Source organism: Nocardia sp. NPDC003979 (assembly GCF_053605015.1).
On record NZ_JBSGIJ010000022.1, the window covers coordinates 65,523 to 85,127 of the forward strand.

Genomic DNA, 19,605 nt, shown 5'->3' on the forward strand with positions numbered 1-19,605 from the left:
ACGGGGTGGGTAGTTCCGCGCTGTGGTCGCGGGCCGGTTTCTGCGATGGTTGCGGCATGAGTGTTGTGCCGAGTGTGGCTGTGGTGGCGGCGAATACGCCCGCCGATCGCGATCGATTCCTCGATCTGTTGCGAATCTCGTCGCTGGTGGTCGTGGTGGTCGGTCACTGCCTGATGCTGACGGTGTCGGCGTCGGGCGAGGACGTCCGCTTCGGCAATGTGCTCACCGATCTGCCTACCCTCCAGCCCCTGACCTGGCTGCTGCAGGTGCTCCCACTGTTCTTCTTCGCGGGCGTCGCGGCCGGTGCGCGCGGCATTGTCCCCGGAACATCCTGGGGCGCTTGGCTTTTCCGGCGCACGCAACGGCTGATCCGGCCGGTCGGTTACTTCCTGGCCGCCTCGGGGGTGCTGGTATTCGTGGCCGGGCTGGTGTTGGCGCCGGGTTGGCAGCGCCCGCTCGCGATCACCGGTGTGCAGCTGCTGTGGTTCCTCGGCATGTATCTGGCGGTGCTGGCCTGTACACCGCTGCTGGCCACCTGGGTGACCGGCACCGGCAGGATGTTCGCGGCGATCGCGGCGATCGTGCTGGCCACCGCGATCGTCGACGCGGTGCGGCTCGGCGGTGGACCTGCCGAAGCCGGCTTCCTGAACCTCGTCGTGTGGCTGATCCCGGCGGTGCTGGGGATCGGCTATCTGCGCGGTCTGCTGTCCCGTCAGGTTGCCGCGTTGCTGGCCGGTGTGATTCTGCTCGTCGACGTGGCGCTGGTCGTCGCCGGGCCGTACGACACCAGCATGGTGACGGTTCCCGGGCAGCGGTTGTCGAACCTGGCGCCGCCGTCGCTGCTGCTCGCGGGGCACGCGATGGTGCTGTGCTGCGCGGCGATCGCCGTGGCACCGTGGCTGCGGCGGGGGGCGGCGCGACCGCGCGTGTGGTGGCTGACGGTGATCGGCAATACCGGGGCGATGACGCTGTACCTGTGGCACATGCCCGCCCTGCTCACCGTGCTGGTGTTCAGCCACCTGCTGGGATTCGACCGCGGCGGCCCATCGGAGGCCGGGTTCTGGCTGCTCACCGTGGGTCAGCTCACCGCGACAGCCACCCTCACCGCAGTGCTGTTCGTCGCGCTGCGTGGGCTCGAGAACACACCGCTGCGCTGGTGGGACGGTCCGGTCGCGCCGGTACGCGGCCTGCGCTCCGCCGCGATCGTGCTCACCGTCGGCGCGGCCGGACTCGCCATCCTGCAGGCGACTCGCGGAGGCCTCACCCTGGAGGGTCTGCCCTGGTTCGCGGTCGCCGCCACAGCACTCTTCGGTGTGCGGCTGCTCACCAGGGCGTGAACGGCCCACGGCTCCGGGGCGGCAACGGCGGTGTGCCCCCGCTCGGCGCGCTGACCCGGGATGCCGTGCCGATCTTCGTCAGCTGTTCATCGGCTCGCCGAAGCACCCGATGCGGGGCAGACCCTGATCGAACTCAGCCCTTCGACGGACGACGCTGCGGCTTCGGCGTCACCGTGCCTTCGGCGAGGCGGCGCGCGCTCACCAGGAACGCGGTGTGCCCCTGCATCCGGTGTTCGGGACGCACCGCGAGCCCGACCACATGCCACCCGCGAACCATCGACTCCCAGGAACGCGGCTCGGTCCAGCACTCCTGCTCACGCATCGCCTCGACGACCTTCGACAGCTGGGTGACGGTGGCGACATAGACGATGAGTACGCCACCGGGCACCAGCGCCTTCGACACCGCGGGCAGCGCGTCCCAGGGCGCGAGCATGTCGAGCACCACCCGGTCGACCTGCTCGCCGTCGTAGTTCGCCACGTCGGCGACGGTCAGCGACCAGTTCGGTGGGCGCTCACCGAAGAACGTCTCCACATTGCGCACGGCGTGCTCGGCGTGGTCGTCGCGGATCTCATAGGAGATCACCTGCCCCTCGGAGCCGACCGCGCGCAGCAGCGAGCAGGTCAGCGCACCGGAACCGGCGCCTGCCTCGAGCACCCGCGCACCGGGGAACACGTCGCCCTCGTGCACGATCTGGGCGGCGTCCTTGGGGTAGATGACGGTGGCGCCGCGCGGCATCGACAGCACATAGTCGGTGAGCAGCGGGCGCAGGGCCAGGTACGGGGTGCCGTTGATCGACTTCACCACAGAGCCCTCGTCGGCGCCGATGAGGTCGTCGTGCTTGATGCCGCCGCGGTGGGTGTGGAACTCCTTGCCCTCCTCGAGCACCACCGTGTAGAGGCGCCCCTTGGCATCGGTCAGCTGCACCCGGTCCCCGATCGCGAATGGACCGGTCCGTCTGGCCGTCATGTATCTCCCGTTCTTCGAATGGAAGTCTCAAGCCTGCCAGGCGGGGCGATCCGCGCGATCGACGGGTCAGCTATTTCGCGGCAGTGAGCACACGGTGCTGTTCGGCGGCGAGGGTGTGCGCTTCGGCTTGCGACTTCGCGGGCACCTGGGCGGCGTAGCGACCGGCCGTCACCAGACACAGCCAGCTGCGCTCGTCCGTCTCTGCCCAACACGACGACTCCGGTGCATCCGGCGCGGCGGGCGCCGCCTTCCACCCGGGATCCGACCCGTACTCGGCGGCCTGGTCGGCGAGCAGGCTTGCGGCACCGGCGGCGTCGACGGTGCGGTAGACGATGGTTCCCTCGACGCCGACCTCGCTCACCCCGGCCTTGTCGAATGCGGCGCGCGCCGCCTGCTGGTCATCGGCGTAGTGCGCCGCGCCCAGCCTGCCGAACGCGCCTCTGCTCGCGCCTCCTTCGCCGACGGCGAGGTCGTGGATGCCCGTCGCGTCGTAGGGCACGGACGCCAGATCGGCGACTCGGGTCGCCTCGAACGAATCCAGGTGGGGGAGTTGATGTTCCAGTGCCGTGCGGACGGTCTTTTCGACGTCGGCCAAGCCGCCCTTGCGCACCTTGGTGAACACCACGTAGTCGCGATGAGGGGTGAAGGCCATGGCTTCGAGCCGGTCCCGGTTCTCCATGGTGACCACCCGGCTGTCCGGCGCGGTAGGCAAGTCGGTGACCACCCAATCGTCCGTTTGCAGCATGCCGCGCTGGGTGGTCGCCGCGGTGGCCAGGTCGTCGGCCGCCGCCGTCGCCGACGCGGCGTCGGGGAAACGCATCACGCCGTGGGTGAGCCACTCGGTGTCGGCGATCGCCGCCGCGTCGGTGAAACGCGACGCGACGAAGCCGGTGATCAGTCCGTTGGCGGTCGCCGCCTCGCTCACGGCCGTGTTGTGCCCGGTCATGATGGTGAGCATGGCGTCGGTGAGGATGCCGAGCTGGCCGCTGCGCACGAACGCCGGATCGATCTCGGAGCCGGGAGTCAAGGCGTCGGCCATCCTGGCGCCCTCGGCGAGCTTGCCTGTGCGCAGATCCTGCCCGGTGGTGGTGCTGGTCACCGGTGCACTGGTCGACGCCGGTGTGGCGGTGGCCACGGGTGGCAGTTCCTCCTGACACGCGCTGAGCATGATCATCGCGGCCACGGCCGCCCCCACCCGGATCGTTCGCATTCGGCGATCTTGACAGACACCGCCCCCACGGGCGAATCGGTGAAATGTCGGTGGGTGCCGTTACCGTGGCGAACATGTCAGTGCCCCTGTCCGCGTCGATCGCCGACGAGACCTCCGCCGCGCCGGCCGCCCGGTCGCGTCCGGCGTTGTCCCCTTCGCGCGCAGCCGATTTCAAGCAGTGTCCGTTGAAATACCGGCTGCGGGCGATCGATCGGATTCCGGAACCGCCGACGCGGGCGGCGGTGCGCGGCACGGTGGTGCACGCGGTGCTCGAGGATCTGTTCGGATTACCGGCCGCCGAGCGTGGCCCCGACCGGGCGGCCGAGCTGGTTCCCGGTGCGTGGGAGCGGGTGCGGGCGGGCCGGGAGGGGCTCGACGAGCTGGTGGCGGCGGGTGGTCCGGAGGCGCTGTTCGAGGAGGTGCGCCGCCTGGTCGCCGGGTACTACGAGCTCGAGGACCCCACCCGTTTCGATCCGGACGGTCTGGAGGAGCGGGTCGAGGTCGACCTCGACGGTGAGATCCCGTTGCGTGGCTTCGTCGACCGCATAGACGTGGCGCCCAACGGCCTGCTGCGCGTGGTCGACTACAAGACCGGCCGCGCGCCCGGCCCCCAGCACGAGGCCCGTGCCCTGTTCCAGCTCAAGTTCTACGCCCTGGTCATCCTGCGCACCCGCGGCATCCTCCCCGCACAGCTGCGCCTGATCTACCTGGCCGACAAGGTGCTGCTCACCTACACCCCCGACCGCGAAGAACTCGACCGCTTCGCCCGCATCCTCACCGCCCTGTGGCAAGCCATCCTCGACGCGGGCCGCACGGGCGACTTCCCACCCCAACGCAATGCGATGTGCCGCTACTGCGACTTCCACGCCCTGTGCCCCGAATTCGGCGGCACCCCACCCCCCTACCCCGGCTGGCCAACCCGAGACGCCGCCACCACCGACGTCGACCTCGGCCTTCCCCTGGTCCGCACCCCCGAAGACGTCTGAGGCTGCTCGTCGCGCCAACGGAGGTCCTCTAGCCCGACTTCATCTCGTACCCTCGGCACAGAAGGTTGGATATGTTGCGGTTCAGATTCAGGGGCCAAGCCATGCGTGTCCCGACCTAGGCGGCGCAGGATCCGAGCACATACCGACGGCGCCTCATCGATCGCTTCAGCGGCGTCGACGCGATAGCGAAAGGTTCGCTGCAGACCGAGTCCGCACACGACTCTCCGCCATCGGCTCCGCGCATCGTCCACTCGAGCGGGCCACCCACCCGGCAGGTGCCGGTCGAAGAAGGCGGCGACCGCTGGTCGGACCGTTCGTCGCCTAACGCAGGCGGCGTTCCTCTTCTTCTTCCAGTCTGCGACGTTCTTCCTCGCGCTCGACCTGTTCCTTTTCGATCTTCTCTTCGTGTTCGTTCTTGTTCGACATTGTTCGCCCCGATCCGTTGTCGTCCGGACAAAGCACCAGGTTCAGCCTACGCGCCGAGATGTTGCCGGTCAGGAAGCCGCTCGGTTCCAGCGGACGCGCAGGGCACCGGTGCCGCGGAGCGCGGTGCCCACCTGGCTGGTCACGGTGGCGTCCTCGGCCGCCGCCGCATCGGCCAGCCGCAAATCGGGGAGGCGGGTGAGCAGAGCGATCAGGGCGGTGCGGAGTTCGGCCAGCGCCAGCCAGCTGCCCAGGCAACTGTGTGGGCCCTGTCCGAACGAGAGCATGGTGGTGGCGCGGCGGGTGATGTCGAACTCGTGTGGCGCGGGGTATTTCGCCGGGTCGCGGTGAGCGGCGTTGACGGCGAACAACATCGGGGTCAGGGCGGGAATGTCGAGACCCTGCCAGTGGGTGTCCCTCGGACAGGCGCGCGGCAGCAGCCCGACCGGTGGTTCCCAGCGCAACCCCTCCCAGATCGCCCACTCGGCCTGTTCCTCCGGATCGGCCGTCACCAGCGCGAGCTGGTCCGGGTGAGTCAGCAAGGCGGACAACGTATTTCCCAGCGCCAGCATGGTGGTGTCGGCGCCCGCCGGGAACAGCAGCCGCAGGAACGCGAGTATCTGATCGTCGGACAGGGTGGTTCCCTCGACGCTCTCGGTGACCAGCTTCGAGATCAGGTCCTCACCGGGCTCCTCGCGCCGTGCGGCGATGATCGGCAGCACATGGTCGGCGAACTCGCGCGAAGCCCGGTGTGCGGCAGCGGGATCCAGTGGGAAGTAGAACAGGTCGTGTGCCCAGCGCAACACCGTCGCCTCGTCACCGACGGGCAGACCGAGCAACCTGCTGATCACGAGAACCGGGTAGCGCGTGGTGAATTCGGCCACCAGGTCGGCGGCACCGAGAGGAGCGAAGCGATCGATCACCTCGTGCGCGACCGGCGCGAGGAGCGGTTCGATCCAGCCGCTCACCAGGCTGCGGCGGAACGGTGGGGCGACGATGGCTCGGTTCACCCGGTGTTCGTCGCCGGTCATGCACTGCAAGGTGCGGCCGAGCACCGGCTCGGTGGTGAGCGAGTACACCGCCTGGGCCGGGAAGGTTTCCTCGTCCTTGAAGGCCGCCGACACCAGGTCATGGGTGAGCAGCAGCACCGCACGCGTCCCCGCGAAGGGGACGATCGCGTACGGCCTGCGGGCGCGCAGGTCGGCCAGCACACGGTGCAGGTCGGGCGTGTCCTGGAAGGCGAAGTCGATATCGGTGATGTCGAGGTGGTCCAGGAGCGACGAGTTCGGCATAGCATTCCTCCGGACACGAATATTCGTGTCATCGAATCGGATTTTCGGCACGCGGACGGTAGACGACCGCGTCGGGAAGAACAAGAGGGAATGCGTGAGCGCGTCACCACCGACCGATCGGGTCGTCTCCGTCGTCGAACTGCTGGCCGCCGAGGCGCCGCTCACCGCCGCGAGCGTCGCCGACCGGCTCACACTGAGCCGGTCGACGGTCGCCGCCATCCTCACCACATTGGAGTCGCGTGGCTGGGCACAGCGTTCTCGCGACCTGACCTACCGGCTCGGTCCCACGTTCCCCACCGCACACCGGGCAGCCACACCCACGGGCGCGGACGCCGCATTGCGCGAGCTGGCCCGCCGGGTGGGGTGCGGTGCCGCGCTGTCGGTGGTCTCGTCGACCTCGATGACTTTCGTCGGCCTGGCAGCCCATCACGGCCGGGTGCCCGCCGGGATCGAGGTCGGCGCCCGCGTGCCGCTGCGCGCTCCCGCGGGCGCGAGTGTCATCGCGTTCTGCCCGCCGCAACGGCAGCACGCGTGGCTGGCCACCGCCGACCCCGGCCGACGCGACGAACTGACCACCGCGCTGGCCGAGATCCGCTCCGCCGGCCTGGTGGTCTGGGGCATCGACCCCGCCGACCTCGCCACCCTCGATGTCCTCGCCGAAGTAGCGGGCCACCTGGCCCATTCACCGGCTTCCGGACCACTACGCCGTCGTGTCCTCGGCCTGCTCGGCGACCTCAGCGGCTACCCCCACACCGCCGCCGACCTCGCCGCCGCGGCACCGTTACCCATCGCTTACCTCGCGGCACCGGTGTTCGACCGCGACAAGGTTCCGCGCTGGGAACTGCAGATCGGGCCGCTGCATCCGGCCGTCTCCCCCGGCGAGCGCGAGTTGTACCGCACAGAACTCCTCGCCTGCGCCCAGAAGCTCGGCGCCACGACCTGACCGCTCAGAACACCCTGGGCGCCCCTACTCAGCCGCCGACGGACTCGGCGCTGCCGGTGGGTGCGGCCCTCATCCGGTACCCGCCGCGAGCCTGCGTTCGACCACGTCACGCCGCGAAGTCACGGAACAGCAGCACCGAAAGGCCGAGTCCGGCAGCGAGGTTCACCAGCACCGCCGAACCGAAGACGGCGATCGGCCGCCACCCCGCCTCGCGCAGTCCGCGCAGCGAGAATTCCAGGCCGATGGACACGAAGGCCAGGATCAAGAACCAGGTCCGCAGGTCGTTGACGATCGCGATGTGCGCGGCACCGGTGTTCTTGTCGACCGATTGCAGGTACAGGGTGCCGATGATCGACGCGGTGACGAACCCGAGCACGAATTTCGGGAACCTGGCCCAGAATTCACCGAGACTCGGGCGCGCGGCACCCGGCGTGCGGTCGACCCGGAACGCGAACCACGCGGTGAGTGCGATCGCGACGAGTCCGATCAGCGCGTTCTGCGTCGTCTTGACGATCGTCGCGATCTGCAACGATTCCTCACCCGCGAGCGCACCGGCGGCGGCCACCGCGGCTGTGGTGTCGATATTGCCGCCGATCCACGCACCCGCGACCGCATCCGAAAGCCCGAGAAGGTCGGCGAGCCAGGGCAGCAGGAAGATCGACGGCAGCGCGAAGATGATTACCAGCGAGGCCGCGTACGCGATCTGTTCACGCCGCGCCTGCACCGCTCCGGCCGCCGCGATGGCCGCGCTCACTCCGCAGATCGACACAGCAGAGGACAGCAGGGCGCGCAGTCTGTCGTCGAGGCCGAGCACCCCGCCGAACCACCAGGTGAATCCGAAGACGATCGTGATCAAGGCCAGTGCCTGCACGATCGCGGGCGCCGCCGCTGTCACCAGAATCTTCAGATTGACAGACGCACCGAGCAGCACCACGCCCGTCTTGATGAAGAACTCCGTCCGGAACCCGGCCGAAAGCCGATCCCGCAGACCGAGTTTGCCGAGCACCACATTGCCGATCAGGCCGATCGCGATGGCGTACACCGGGTACTCGATGGTCTTCGCGACCCGCTTCAACGGCGTGTCGGCCGCCCACTGCGGCACCTGCGTGTCGAAGAATCGCGTCAGCGCGCCGAGCACCAGTACCAGGATTACCCCGGCGGCGATATCGGCACCCGTTGCCCGCGTATTGCCTTGCACCGCCGCAGTTTCGGAAGTCGTCCTCACCTCGGCCATCACGGCACCAGCCAATCGGGAACAGCCCCCACCAGCACCAGACCGATCAGCACGAGACCGACAACGGTCGCCGCCCAATCCTCATTCCATCTGAAAGCACTACCCGGCCTCGGCTCGGTCTCTGCTTGTGACACTGTGACTCCTTGCGTTCCTCATCGAGAACCGGAAACTAACCGCGCCACCCGCCCGCACACACCGATTACACTCACCCTGAACCGATCTCCACCGATCGACCGCCGGGCACACGACCTCGGCATTCACTCCCGCCGCACACGGAATCGCGCCAATTGTGCGACAGACCCCTGGATTCGGGGACTCCCTACGGCCGCCGTCATTCGCGTACACTGCCGTTCGAGAGTGAAGGACGGGGTGCGGGGGAGGTTGCGTCGGATGACCGATGGCGACGGCAGGGAACGCCTCCACGCCGAAATAGCCGCCTTCTACGCGGGCTTCGGGCAGCCGGACGCGTTGCTCACCGCATTTCGGCAGGCGGCCGTGCTGGTTCCGCTCACCGCCGAGAAGCGGGTCTTCTTCCTGCCGTTCGGCGGTGTCGACTGGTTGTGCGCGTTCACCAGCGTCGAGGAATACGCCCGATTCGTCGCCGCACGTGATCGCCTCGACAACACCGACCAGGACTACCACTACCACTGGATTTTCGGGCGGCGCCTGCGCGACTACCTGGATACGCGCGACGAACCCGCCGGGATAGCGATCGACATTCTCGGTTCCGCGCCGATGGCGTTTCCACCTGATCTCACCGAACACGCGACAGACGGGCAGGGCATGCGATGACCACATTGAAAGTCGACCCCGCGGTGCTGCAACAGGCCGCGACGGGCATCGACGACACCATCGGCCAGCTGTCGGAGATGGGGATCGGCGAAACCGGGAATATGGGCCGGGGATTCGCGCTGCTCACGATGTCCACGCTCGAGGCGGGCAAACAAACGGTGCAGAAGACCTTCGAGGAATTCACCGAGCGGTGGTCGTGGGGTGTGCGCGCACTGGTGCAGGCGGGCAACTCGATCGCCCGCACGCTCGGATTGGCGGCGGGCCGCTACGACGAGATGGAAACCAAGTCCGAGGACACCCTGAAGACCATGTGGACGCATATGGCGGGCAATCCACATCTGTCGGGTGAGGAGATCACCAAACGTTCCTGGGGTGAGACATTCGCGGACAATTCGTTCAACCACATTCGCAACGCCGATTACAGCGTGAAGTCCTTTCAGGACGCGGGCCAGCACATTCAGACCAATATGAAGGTGATCGAGGCGGTCGGACCGCAGGCGTACGCGAATATCAGTCCGGTGACCGGCAGCCTGCTCACCGGTGAAACTCCCGGCTGGAATACCGGTGCGGCCGAGCGAGCCGCGGAGATCATGAAGAAGGAGCAGGGGGGCCAGTAACCCGTGGGGATCGGCGAAATCTTCGACAAAGTCGGCAGCGCGATCGAAGACGGTGTCGAGAATGTCGTCGAGGGTGCCGGCCAGATCATCGACGACGGCCTGGACGTGGTCGGTGACGCCGCCAAACATGTCGGGCTGGAGAAGATCGGCAATGCACTCGACGATCTCGGCGACAACATCGCCTCCGCGACCGGCGGCGACGTCGAAGAAGAAGAGCTGGGGCGAACCGAGGACCCCAAAGAGCTGATCCTCGGCGAGCCGTCCGAAATCGGTTCCACCGCCGAGACATTGACGAAAATGGCCGAGGCGATCGAATCGACCGGTCAGGCGCTGCAGAAGATCGATGCCACCGAATGGACCGGTAAGGGCGCCGACGCGTTCAATGCCGTCTACGACAAGCAGCCGAAACTCTGGTTCGACGGCGCCGACGCGATGGCGGCCGCGGCCGAGGCGCTGAAAGCCTGGCAGAACGAGGTGAAAGCCGCCCAGGACAAGGCCCAGACCGCCATCGATCGCTGGAAAGCGGCCGACGCGGAAGAACGCCGCCAGAAGACCTGGTGGAACGGCCTGACCGGCGAGCAGCAGCAGGCCAACCCGCTCATCGACACCTGGACAGCCATTCGCAACGAGGCGCGCGAGATCCTGCGCGGCGCACGGGTGCAGCGTGACAACGGCGCATCGATCGCGGTCGGCGCGATCGAGACAGCTACCGAGCGGGCGCCGAAGGAACCACCGTTCAGTGAGCGGTGGATCGCGAATATTTCCGACCTCAAAGGGGTTTTCGACCACGCTGCCCTGAATTTCACCGCCGGATTCCTCACCGCGGTCACCGGAATGGTGCAACTGGTGCGTCAGGTGAATCCGACCGATATCTACAACATCACCCATCCCGCCGAATACGCCAAGGGGCTGTCCGATCTGGGAACCGGACTCGTTGTCGCCGTGGCCGATCCGGGTGCGGCGGTCGACGCCATTCTCAAAGAGGCGAGGGCCAACCCGTTCGAATTCGCCGGGTCGCTCGCCCCCGACCTCATCCTCACGGCCGCGACCGGCGGTGGTGGCAGCGTGAAGACAGCGATCTCCGCGCTCAAACGCGGCGCCGACGCGGGCAGACGCGTATCGGGCAACGGCGCCGACCCGAACCCCACTCCGACTCGGGCCCCGGAAACCCCCAGCCCGACCCGAGACGCCGACCCGCCAGGGCAGACCGCGCCGCGTGAGGGTGCGGGGCTACCGCAGAACGACCGGGGCTCCTCCCCCGCTGACGTGCAGCCCGTCGAGGCGGGCCCGCAGCGCGAGGCCCCCACCCAGCGCACCGAGGACACCGGCGGCTACTCGAACGCACCCGAGAACGCCGAGCCGCGCCAGGCCGAGCCGGCACCACGAACACAGCAGGACGAGCCGGCCCCGGCCGCCGAAAACCCGGGCACCACCCGCGATCCCGAGCCCACACCCGAGGCGTCGCCCACCCACACACCGGAACACACCCCCGACCCCGAGCCGCCGACAAGCCGCCCGGAACCGCGTCCCGAAGCGGCGGGAACCACGAATCCCGACACGTCCGCCCCGACCCAGCGGGCAGAGCCCTCTCCGACCCACACCGATCAGTCACCGACACAACGCACAGAACCGGCCTCGACCCACCAGGCCGATACGACGCCGACCTCTCGGACCGAACCCACGCCGACGCAACAGACCGACAACACACCGACCTCGCGTACCGACCAGCAGGACGACAGTCCGGCGCAGCGCACGGTTCCCGCGTCCGCCGACTCGCCGACCCAGCGCGCAGAACCCACCCCGCAGACCGATACGCCCACCTCACGCTCCGACCAGCAGGACGGCGATCCGGCGCGGCGATCCGATCCCACCGCAGACACGGCGACACAACGTTCGGAACCTGGATCCACTCAACGCAATCCGAGTTCGCCCAGCGCTACTGCCGACCCCCCGTACACGCGAACCGACGGACACCCGGATTCAGGCACCACGTCGCGCACGGAACCAGACGGCCGATCGATCGACCGCGACGACGCCGACCACCCTTCGGGTACCGGTTCCGCCCCGGACACTGCGGCTACCCGCTCTCCGCATACTGCCGACACCTCACCGGCCTCGGCCAACCCGAACACGACGACCGCCCCGGCCGCACAGACATCGAACCCCGCCACCTCCTCGCCCCTCTGGCAACCAGGCCCCGCCACCCACGCGGACGCGGGCCCGAGCCCCCGCACCCCCGACGCGACACCCGCACGCCCCCAATCCACCCCGCCGAGCCCGACCCACACCCCACAGTCACCGACCCGGCCCGATGCGACATCCGCACACCGACAACCTGATTCACCAACCCCGTCACGACCGACCCTTGACCCCTCACGCGCGGGCGTCTCCCCCGACCCGTCGGCCCGCCCGAACGGGAACTCACCGGTCACCGCCGGCCGCCCCGACACATCGCGTGCTCACACCGCCCAGCCGGCTCGCCCGAACTCTCCCACCGGCATTCCCGACCGAGGACCGAGTCGTCCCGTCGATCAGGGCACGAACCCAACGCACCATCCCGACGCAACACCGAGGGACCGCGCGTCCGAAAACCTTCCCGACACCTCCTCCCGCCTACAGCCAGACCGCCATTCGGACGCCCCCACCCGTTCACCCGCCTCGGACCGCGACGCGCCCACCGACCGCTCACCCGAACGCGACTCGGATACCACCACCGATCGAACTCCCGATCGCGACACACCTACCGATCGCAGCCCAGATCGTGATCCCGACAACGGCACCGACCGCGACTCGCCGAACGACCGCACACCGGATCGCGACCCGGAGACCAACAAGGACCGCGACCCGGACTCCGACACGCCCACCGCGAAAGACCGGGCGGACGCCGACAGCGATGCTCACGACCAGGCGCGCAAGTCCGGGGCCGAGCACGATCGCACACCCGATCAGAAGACCTGTTCCACCGATCCCGTCGATATCAGCACCGGCGAATTCTTGCTGCCCGAAACGGATCTGGAGTTGCCGGGGGTGCTGCCGCTGGTGCTGCGCCGTTCACATCATTCGAACTACCGTTTCGGGCGGTGGTTCGGGGCGTCGTGGTCGTCGACCCTCGATGCTCGCGTCGTCGTGTCGGACGACGGCGTCACCTTCCTCGGCGACGAGGGCATCATGCTCGCCTACCCGCACGCCGAGGTCGGTGAACCGGTGCGGCCGCTCACCGACGGCCAGTCCTGGACACTGACCCGCACCGAGGCGGGCGGTTACCGTGTGTGGGATCAACGCCGCGAACTGATCTGGCATTTCGCCCCGGAAGCCGCTCTGGACCACCTCGATGTCGAGCTCGGAAACTTCGCGGTCTCGGCGATCACGGACCGGCACCACAACCGCATCCGGTTCCATTACGACGCCGACGGTGTGCCGGTCGAGGTGTCGCATTCCGGTGGCTACCGGGTGCGCGTGGAGTCCGCGCACGGCCGCGTCACCGGACTGGTGTTGCTCACCGACGGCGAGCACGGGCAACCTGTGCGCGAATTCGGTTATACGGCAGGGTTGTTGACCTCGGTCACCAACGCCGACTCGGCCACGACCCGGTACACCTACGACGCCGAGCACCGGATGACCTCGTGGACCGATTCGAACGGCAACCAGATGGTCAACACCTACGACGAGGCCGGTCGTGTGGTCCATCAGCGCGGTACCGCGGACATCCTGAACTGCGACTTCGCCTATGCGGATTTTGCCGGCGGCGCGGGCAGACTCACCGCCCTCACCGACTCCCTCGGCGCAGTCACCACCCACGGGTTCGACCGCGAGTTGCAATTGCGCGATCGAGTCACCCCGGACGGCGCCCATTTCCACACCGACTACAACGCCGAACGCAAACCACTGACTGTCACCGGACCCGACCCGGACACGACAACCACCTACCGCTACAACGGCGCGGGTGACCCGGTGGAAATCGTTCGCCCGGACGGTGTTTCGCTCGAGTACGACTACGTCTGGCGTCATCGCCCGAGCACCATCACCACCGCCGACGGTTCGGTGCACCGCCGGGAGTGGTCCGACAACGGCGATCTGACCGCCGCTGTCGATCCGGCCGGTTCCCGCACCGAGTTCACCTATCACCCCTCGGGCGCGCTGGCGAGTGTGCTGGTCGACGGGGCGCGCACCACCATCCACACCGACGCCGCCGGTCTGCCGATCATCCTGATCGATCCGCTCGGCGCGACGACCCGCATCGACCGTGACGCCGCGGGGCGCCCGATCCGAACCGTCGACCCCACCGGCGCGGTGACCACCTACGAGTGGTCGCTCGCCGGAAACCTGCTGCGCAGAACCGATCCCGACGGCTGGACGGAGTCGTGGGCGTACGACGGCGAAGGCAATATCGTCGCCCACACCGATCCCGCCGGGAGCGTCACCACCTACTCCTACGGCGCATTCGACCTGCTGCGGTCACGTCGCGAGCCCGACGGATCGCTCACCCGCTACGACTGGGATACCGAACGTCGCCTCACCGCGGTGCACAATCCGCTCGGCCAGACCTGGACCTACGAATACGACCACGCGGGCCGGCTCGTCGCCGAAACCGATTACAACGCGGCGCGAACCACATATGCGTGGGATTCCGCAGGCCGAATCGCCACTGTCACCCCCGCGACCGGAATCAGTCGACACCACTGCTACGACATTCTCGGCCGGTGCACCGAGATCACCACCGACGACGGTGACTGGATCCGCTACACCCACGACTCGGTGGGCCGGGTGCTCACCGCGAGCACCGGCAACGGTGACAAGCATCATCACGCCATCGAATACACCTACAGCTCAACTGGTTTGCTCGAAACCGAACAGATCGACAATCGGCCGCCGATGCGATTCGGGTACGACCAGCATGCGCGCCGGATCGCCCGCACCAGTCCGACCGGGGCCGAAACCACCTGGCATCACGACCTGACCGGACGTGTCGACCGGCTCGGTGCCGGCGACCACGACGTCAGCTTCGAGTACAACCTCGCCGGGCATCTCACCCGCTGGCGCATCGGCGAGGTCGCGGTCGAACGTCTCGTCAGCGCGCGCGGACAACTCGTCGGCCAGGAGGTCATCGGCTTCCCCGCCCGTCTCGTGTCCCTCGATCTGGATCCGGCCGCGCGACCCGCACCACAACCCCTCCGTCGCGACGAATTCCTTTATCGCGCAGACGGATACCTCACATCCCACGCTGTCAGCCGCCCGAATATCCCGGTCACGCATCACGACTACACCCTCGATGTCCGCGGCCGCGTCACCACCGTCGCCCGCAACAACCACCCCACCGAGCGCTACGGCTACGACCCCCTCGGCAACCTCACCGGCACCGCCCGCGAATACCGCGACAACCTGCTCGTCCGCGACAGTGACACCGAATACCACCACGACCCCGCCGGTCGCCTCCTCCGCAAAACTACCGGCACACGCACCTGGCACTACCGCTACAACAGCTTCGACCAGCTCACCGACGTCTACACCCCGGACCGGCAGTGGTGGCACTACACCTACGACGCCCTCGGTCGCCGCACCACCAAACAACACCTCGCAACCGACGGCACCGTCCTCGACCGCACCGACTACACCTGGGACGACACCCATCTGATCGCGGCCACCACCGCCACCGGCACAACCCGCTGGGAATACCACCCCGGCACCCACACCCCCCTCACCCAATCAGTCGCCGACGCGGCCACCTCCGAGTTCCGCGCGATCATCACCGACCTCGTCGGCACCCCCACCGAACTCATCGACCCCACCACGGCCGCAACCACCGCCACCGCCACGACCACTCTCTGGGGCAAAACCACCTGGCAGGGCACCGCAACCACCCCCCTCCGCTTCCCCGGCCAATTCCACGACCCCGAATCCGACCTCCACTACAACCTCCACCGCGTCTACGACCCCCACACGGCCCGCTACCTCACCCGAGACCCCCTCGGTCTCACCCCCGCCCCCAACCCCCACATCTACCCCCACAACCCCCTCACCTGGCGCGACCCCCTCGGCCTCATCCCGGACTCGTGCGACAGCGATTCGCCCGACGACACTCCCGATCCCAGCAGCATCACTCCCCATGACCCCACCCCAAACCCCCCGACCGTCGATGCGGGTCAACCCCCCGTCACACCGGAAGCCCTCCCCGATCCAAACTCCGCACCGGGTACAGGGCGAATGGGAACCGCTACCGAGTCGCCGGAGGGTCTTCGACAGCCTCTACAAGAAGAAGTCATCGACGGGCGGCGGACGATTATGGATCAGAACGGGGTACCACATGTATTGTCCGACACTCCGGACAACGCCGCATCTGCCGCCGCGAGAAACTTTTTCAACGACGAGTTGGCACGTTCTGGCCGAGCATACGATCCGCACACCGGAAATGGGTCTGAAGTTTTCTTCCAAGACGACCTCAATCGTATGATGGAGAAAGGGTACATCAACAACACAGTGACCGGCACTACGGCCGACATGGTAGAGGTAACTTGGCGGAATGGCCAGATAACGAACGTCCGTTCGATAGATGCCACCGAGTCGTCGAGAATGGATGCCGATAAAATTCGGCGAACACTTTTGAATAAACTTCCCGATGGAACGAAGCATCAAACGGAGCTTGCCGTATTTGTGGCTAGAGACGACGATCAAGCGCGTTTGGTTGCCGAAGCAGTCGCCGACGAACCGCGGGTGCGGGTAATCAACCCCGACACCGGATTTGACAGCCGGCCGAGTTGGCAATGATGATGAACCGACCGGAGCAAGGATTTGCAACACTGAATAATACGGAGGAAATCGGTGAGTAGGTTCGCGGAAGTTATCGTACTCGCACGCGATGCCGAGGAAGTTATGCAACCACTGACCGAACCAGATCCGAATCGCGAATGGCACCAATGCTTCACCCCGATCGATGATTCCAAATTCTCCGGCGAAAGCGTCGGCTCGGAAGAATGCTATATGTGGGTGATACAATTCTATCGGCACAACTGGTCAGGCTTGCTCACGTATCTCGAAGATATAGAATGGCCTGACCCGTTTTCGGTACAAGTCCTTATCCATGACGAAGACGACGACTGTTTCGGCCTGTGGATGATGTTCGACGGAAAACTGCGGGAAGTGCCGATCCCCGCCACTAAACGCGAAGCCTTTGCAGGCTCACCGACGGGGACATTGATGAGAACTGACCGAGCGTAGATGGATCAGACCTCGGTACGACGCAGGCGTTCCCGCCCTACCGATCCCAGCACGGGAGTCGGTAGGGCGGGGCCAGTGTTGTAGAAACCAGGTCGACTCAGAATGCTCGGCAGGAGCGGATGTCGGTGGCGAGGATCGCCTTGGCGCTCAGTTCGGAGGCGGTCCATCAGTTCGTTGCGCTGTTCGCGGGGGACGAGGGCGCGGACGGCGACCCAGTCGGGGTCGCGCATGGGCGAGACGGTCGGGTGATTCCAGACCGGGGTGATTTCGTCGCTCGCGCGGGCGGCCAGGCTTACCGGAGGCGACGTTCCTCGTCTTCCTGCAGGCGGCGCTTTTCTTGGCGCTCGACCTGCTCCTTCTCAATCTTCTCTTCGTGCTCGTTCTTGTTCGACCTGTTCGACCCGATCATGGAATGGCCGGACAAACTGTCGTCCGGCCTACGCCTGGGGGTCCACGGCGGCTGTCGTAGCGATGCGTGCAGGAGCGGTCTGCCCATGTACGCGGCCCATGCGGCGAGCATGGACAACGCCGCGGTAGGCATCGAAATCAGACCGATCTCGCTCATCTGCTTCAGCCACTCGGGCGCCGCGCTGCCTTCGCTGTCGACTCCGAGCATCTTCGACACCGGGGACTGCCACGCGGCGTTGTCGCCGCCGTCTGCCAGGAACCAGCAGAACAACGTCAGACTCAGCAGGTGCACCCAGAGCGCGAGCACCACAAATCCCTGCCGAACGCGGGAGGCGGACAGGAATCGCGCGTCGACGACGAGTCCCTTGGCGATCCACCAGCCCGCACCGAGACACCCTAACCACACCGGTGCCCCGAAGAAGATGAAGAAGGCGAACATCCACCCGGCGGGCCCGTACCCCCGGACGACCCAGTCGGCAATGGTGACCACGCCCACCGCACCGGCAGTGATCCACCTGATCCAGCGCGACATCGAACAACCCCTCCGCCCACAGCCCGCACCGACTCCCCCGGGCCGAATCCTTCTATCGACTCTACCGGCGAACATCGCTGACGGGCCCGCCGTGGCCGAGCCCGTGAGTGGGGGCGTACCGATGCCAGGAATCCAAAGAGGCCCTCACCTGCACGAACGGGTGAGGGCCTGGACAACAAATCGGCTCAGAACGCCCGGCAGGAGCGGATGTCGGTGGCGAGGATCGCCTTGGCACCCAGTTCGGCGAGACGGTCCATCAGCTCGTTGCCCTGCTTACGGGGGACCAACGCGCGGACGGCGACCCAGTCGGGGTCGCGCATGGGCGAGACGGTCGGTGACTCCAGGCCGGGGGTGATGGCGGCGGCTTGGTCGAGCAGCGACTTGGGGCAGTCGTAGTCGAGCATCAGGTACTGCTGGGCGAACACCACGCCCTGGATGCGGTTGATGAGCTGGTTGCGGGCGCGGTCGTCGCGGTCGGCACCCGTGCGCTCGATGAGCACGCCCTCCGAGTCGCACAGGGACTCGCCGAAGGCGACGAGGTTGTGCTGACGCAGGGTGCGTCCGGAACCGACCACGTCGGCGATGGCGTCGGCCACGCCGAGCTGGATGGAGATCTCGACGGCGCCGTCGAGGCGGATCACCTCGGCCTCGATGCCGAAGCGGGCCAGGTCGGCGCGCACCAGGTTCGGGTAGGAGGTGGCGATGCGCTTGCCTGCGAGGTCTTCGACTTTCCAGTCCTCCCCGGCGGGGGCGGCGTAGCGGAAGGTGGAGCGGCCGAAGCCGAGGGAGAGGCGTTCGGTGACCGGGGAACCGGAGTCCAGGGCCAGGTCGCGGCCGGTGATGCCGAGGTCTAGCTCGCCGGAGCCGACGTAGATGGCGATGTCCTTGGGCCGGAGGAAGAAGAATTCGACCTGGTTGGCGAGGTCGAGGACGGTGAGGTCACGGGAGTCGGTGCGTTTGCGGTAGCCGGCCTCGCTGAGGATGGAGACGGCGGATTCCGACAGCGAGCCCTTGTTGGGAACTGCGACGCGCAACATGGAAGGTGGTCCTTTCGGGGATGACGGGAGGAGTGTCGAATCGGACGGATCAGCCGTCACAGATGTCGGTACACGTCCTCGAGCGTCAGCCCGCGACCCACCATCATCACCTGGACCCAGTACAGCAACTGGGAGATTTCCTCGGCGAGGGCCTCGTCGCTCTCGTGCTCGGCGGCCAGCCAGATCTCACCGGCCTCCTCGAGCACCTTCTTCCCCTGGAAATGCACGCCCGCGTCCAGCGCGGCCACGGTGCCCGACCCCTCAGGACGGGTCTTGGCACGCTCGGTCAGCTCGGCGAACAGGGACTCGAAGTTCTTCACGAGAAGCGATTGTTTCACACCCCACCCCCGCCCCTACCGAGCGCACTGATTCCGCCACCGCCCCCCCGAGTGGCAGCACTCGAGCCCGCACCCACCGCACCCCAGCGAAACGGGACCACTCGAGTCCGTCACCTACCGCCCCCAGCCAAAGGGCACCACTTGAGTCCGCCATGACCGCACTCCCAACCCCGCACGACCCGACCTCGAGGAGGGTCCGCCGCGAAGCGGCGTAGCGGCCCGGCCGCGAGTTAGCCGCCGTTGCGCATGCGCGCAGCGCGAGCAACGGTGGCTAACT

14 protein-coding genes and 1 pseudogene are annotated in these 19,605 nt (G+C 67.2%); 7 read left to right on the plus strand and 8 right to left on the minus strand.

Annotated elements, in window-relative coordinates; all coding sequences use genetic code 11:
• Positions 1 to 56: 56 nt before the first annotated feature.
• Positions 57 to 1,337, plus strand: a complete 1,281-nt coding sequence (locus ACWEVR_RS29565; RefSeq protein ID WP_452469607.1) for an acyltransferase family protein — start codon at positions 57 to 59, stop codon at positions 1,335 to 1,337.
• Positions 1,338 to 1,470: 133 nt separating this feature from the next.
• Here ACWEVR_RS29565 and ACWEVR_RS29570 read toward each other — a convergent pair whose 3' ends face one another.
• Positions 1,471 to 2,304 (minus strand): tRNA (adenine-N1)-methyltransferase, encoded by an 834-nt coding sequence (locus ACWEVR_RS29570; protein WP_067635738.1) that lies wholly within the window; start codon positions 2,302 to 2,304, stop codon positions 1,471 to 1,473.
• 70 nt (positions 2,305 to 2,374) lie between these two features.
• Positions 2,375 to 3,514: a DUF7373 family lipoprotein gene (locus tag ACWEVR_RS29575; RefSeq protein ID WP_452469608.1), complete on the minus strand. Its 1,140-nt coding sequence runs from the start codon at positions 3,512 to 3,514 to the stop codon at positions 2,375 to 2,377.
• Positions 3,515 to 3,588: 74 nt separating this feature from the next.
• Here ACWEVR_RS29575 and ACWEVR_RS29580 point away from each other — a divergent pair, with 74 nt between their 5' ends.
• On the plus strand, positions 3,589 to 4,500 hold the full coding sequence (locus ACWEVR_RS29580; protein ID WP_452469609.1) for a RecB family exonuclease: 912 nt from the start codon (positions 3,589 to 3,591) through the stop codon (positions 4,498 to 4,500).
• A gap of 494 nt (positions 4,501 to 4,994) precedes the next feature.
• On the opposite strand, the gene ACWEVR_RS29585 is transcribed toward ACWEVR_RS29580, so the two are convergent.
• Positions 4,995 to 6,215, minus strand: a complete 1,221-nt coding sequence (locus tag ACWEVR_RS29585) for a cytochrome P450 (protein ID WP_452469610.1) — start codon at positions 6,213 to 6,215, stop codon at positions 4,995 to 4,997.
• 94 nt (positions 6,216 to 6,309) lie between these two features.
• Here ACWEVR_RS29585 and ACWEVR_RS29590 point away from each other — a divergent pair, with 94 nt between their 5' ends.
• Positions 6,310 to 7,158, plus strand: a complete 849-nt coding sequence (locus ACWEVR_RS29590) for a helix-turn-helix domain-containing protein (RefSeq protein WP_452469611.1) — start codon at positions 6,310 to 6,312, stop codon at positions 7,156 to 7,158.
• Positions 7,159 to 7,264: 106 nt separating this feature from the next.
• Here the strand turns inward: ACWEVR_RS29590 and ACWEVR_RS29595 are convergent, their stop codons facing one another.
• Complete coding sequence (locus ACWEVR_RS29595) at positions 7,265 to 8,392, minus strand: YeiH family protein (RefSeq protein WP_452469612.1); 1,128 nt, start codon at positions 8,390 to 8,392, stop codon at positions 7,265 to 7,267.
• Positions 8,393 to 8,782: 390 nt separating this feature from the next.
• Here ACWEVR_RS29595 and ACWEVR_RS29600 point away from each other — a divergent pair, with 390 nt between their 5' ends.
• Genes ACWEVR_RS29600 through ACWEVR_RS29615 form a run of 4 tightly spaced genes read left to right on the plus strand, consistent with a single transcriptional unit; the run spans position 8,783 to position 17,013 of the window.
• Positions 8,783 to 9,184 carry an SseB family protein gene (locus ACWEVR_RS29600; protein ID WP_452469613.1) on the plus strand — a complete coding sequence of 134 codons (402 nt, stop codon included), beginning with the start codon at positions 8,783 to 8,785 and terminating at the stop codon, positions 9,182 to 9,184.
• Complete coding sequence (locus tag ACWEVR_RS29605) at positions 9,181 to 9,801, plus strand: type VII secretion target (protein WP_181696444.1); 621 nt, start codon at positions 9,181 to 9,183, stop codon at positions 9,799 to 9,801. The genes ACWEVR_RS29600 and ACWEVR_RS29605 overlap by 4 nt, the downstream gene beginning before the upstream one ends.
• 3 nt (positions 9,802 to 9,804) lie before the next feature.
• Positions 9,805 to 16,563 carry a putative T7SS-secreted protein gene (locus ACWEVR_RS29610; protein ID WP_452469614.1) on the plus strand — a complete coding sequence of 2,253 codons (6,759 nt, stop codon included), beginning with the start codon at positions 9,805 to 9,807 and terminating at the stop codon, positions 16,561 to 16,563.
• Between the two features lie 54 nt (positions 16,564 to 16,617).
• Positions 16,618 to 17,013 (plus strand): hypothetical protein, encoded by a 396-nt coding sequence (locus tag ACWEVR_RS29615; protein ID WP_452469615.1) that lies wholly within the window; start codon positions 16,618 to 16,620, stop codon positions 17,011 to 17,013.
• A gap of 97 nt (positions 17,014 to 17,110) precedes the next feature.
• Here the strand turns inward: ACWEVR_RS29615 and hisG (ACWEVR_RS29620) are convergent.
• From hisG (ACWEVR_RS29620) to ACWEVR_RS29635, 4 genes and pseudogenes are all read right to left on the minus strand, one after another.
• Positions 17,111 to 17,282, minus strand: a pseudogene (gene hisG, locus ACWEVR_RS29620) (ATP phosphoribosyltransferase); the annotation flags it as partial.
• 23 nt (positions 17,283 to 17,305) lie between these two features.
• On the minus strand, positions 17,306 to 17,953 hold the full coding sequence (locus ACWEVR_RS29625) for a hypothetical protein (protein ID WP_452469616.1): 648 nt from the start codon (positions 17,951 to 17,953) through the stop codon (positions 17,306 to 17,308).
• Positions 17,954 to 18,138: 185 nt separating this feature from the next.
• Entirely contained in the window at positions 18,139 to 18,990 is an 852-nt protein-coding gene (gene hisG, locus ACWEVR_RS29630; protein ID WP_067492068.1) for an ATP phosphoribosyltransferase, read from the minus strand.
• 56 nt (positions 18,991 to 19,046) lie between these two features.
• Positions 19,047 to 19,328, minus strand: a complete 282-nt coding sequence (locus ACWEVR_RS29635; protein ID WP_174550281.1) for a phosphoribosyl-ATP diphosphatase — start codon at positions 19,326 to 19,328, stop codon at positions 19,047 to 19,049.
• Between the last annotated feature and the right edge of the window lie 277 nt (positions 19,329 to 19,605).

Coding starts and splice junctions, on each gene's coding strand:
- ACWEVR_RS29565 (WP_452469607.1), top strand. CDS start 57: ATGAGTGTTGTGCCGAGTGTGGCTGTGGTGGCGGCGAATACGCCCGCC.
- ACWEVR_RS29570 (WP_067635738.1), bottom strand. CDS start 2,304: ATGACGGCCAGACGGACCGGTCCATTCGCGATCGGGGACCGGGTGCAG.
- ACWEVR_RS29575 (WP_452469608.1), bottom strand. CDS start 3,514: ATGCGAACGATCCGGGTGGGGGCGGCCGTGGCCGCGATGATCATGCTC.
- ACWEVR_RS29580 (WP_452469609.1), top strand. CDS start 3,589: ATGTCAGTGCCCCTGTCCGCGTCGATCGCCGACGAGACCTCCGCCGCG.
- ACWEVR_RS29585 (WP_452469610.1), bottom strand. CDS start 6,215: ATGCCGAACTCGTCGCTCCTGGACCACCTCGACATCACCGATATCGAC.
- ACWEVR_RS29595 (WP_452469612.1), bottom strand. CDS start 8,392: ATGGCCGAGGTGAGGACGACTTCCGAAACTGCGGCGGTGCAAGGCAAT.
- ACWEVR_RS29600 (WP_452469613.1), top strand. CDS start 8,783: ATGACCGATGGCGACGGCAGGGAACGCCTCCACGCCGAAATAGCCGCC.
- ACWEVR_RS29605 (WP_181696444.1), top strand. CDS start 9,181: ATGACCACATTGAAAGTCGACCCCGCGGTGCTGCAACAGGCCGCGACG.
- ACWEVR_RS29625 (WP_452469616.1), bottom strand. CDS start 17,953: ATGTCGCGCTGGATCAGGTGGATCACTGCCGGTGCGGTGGGCGTGGTC.
- hisG (WP_067492068.1), bottom strand. CDS start 18,990: ATGTTGCGCGTCGCAGTTCCCAACAAGGGCTCGCTGTCGGAATCCGCC.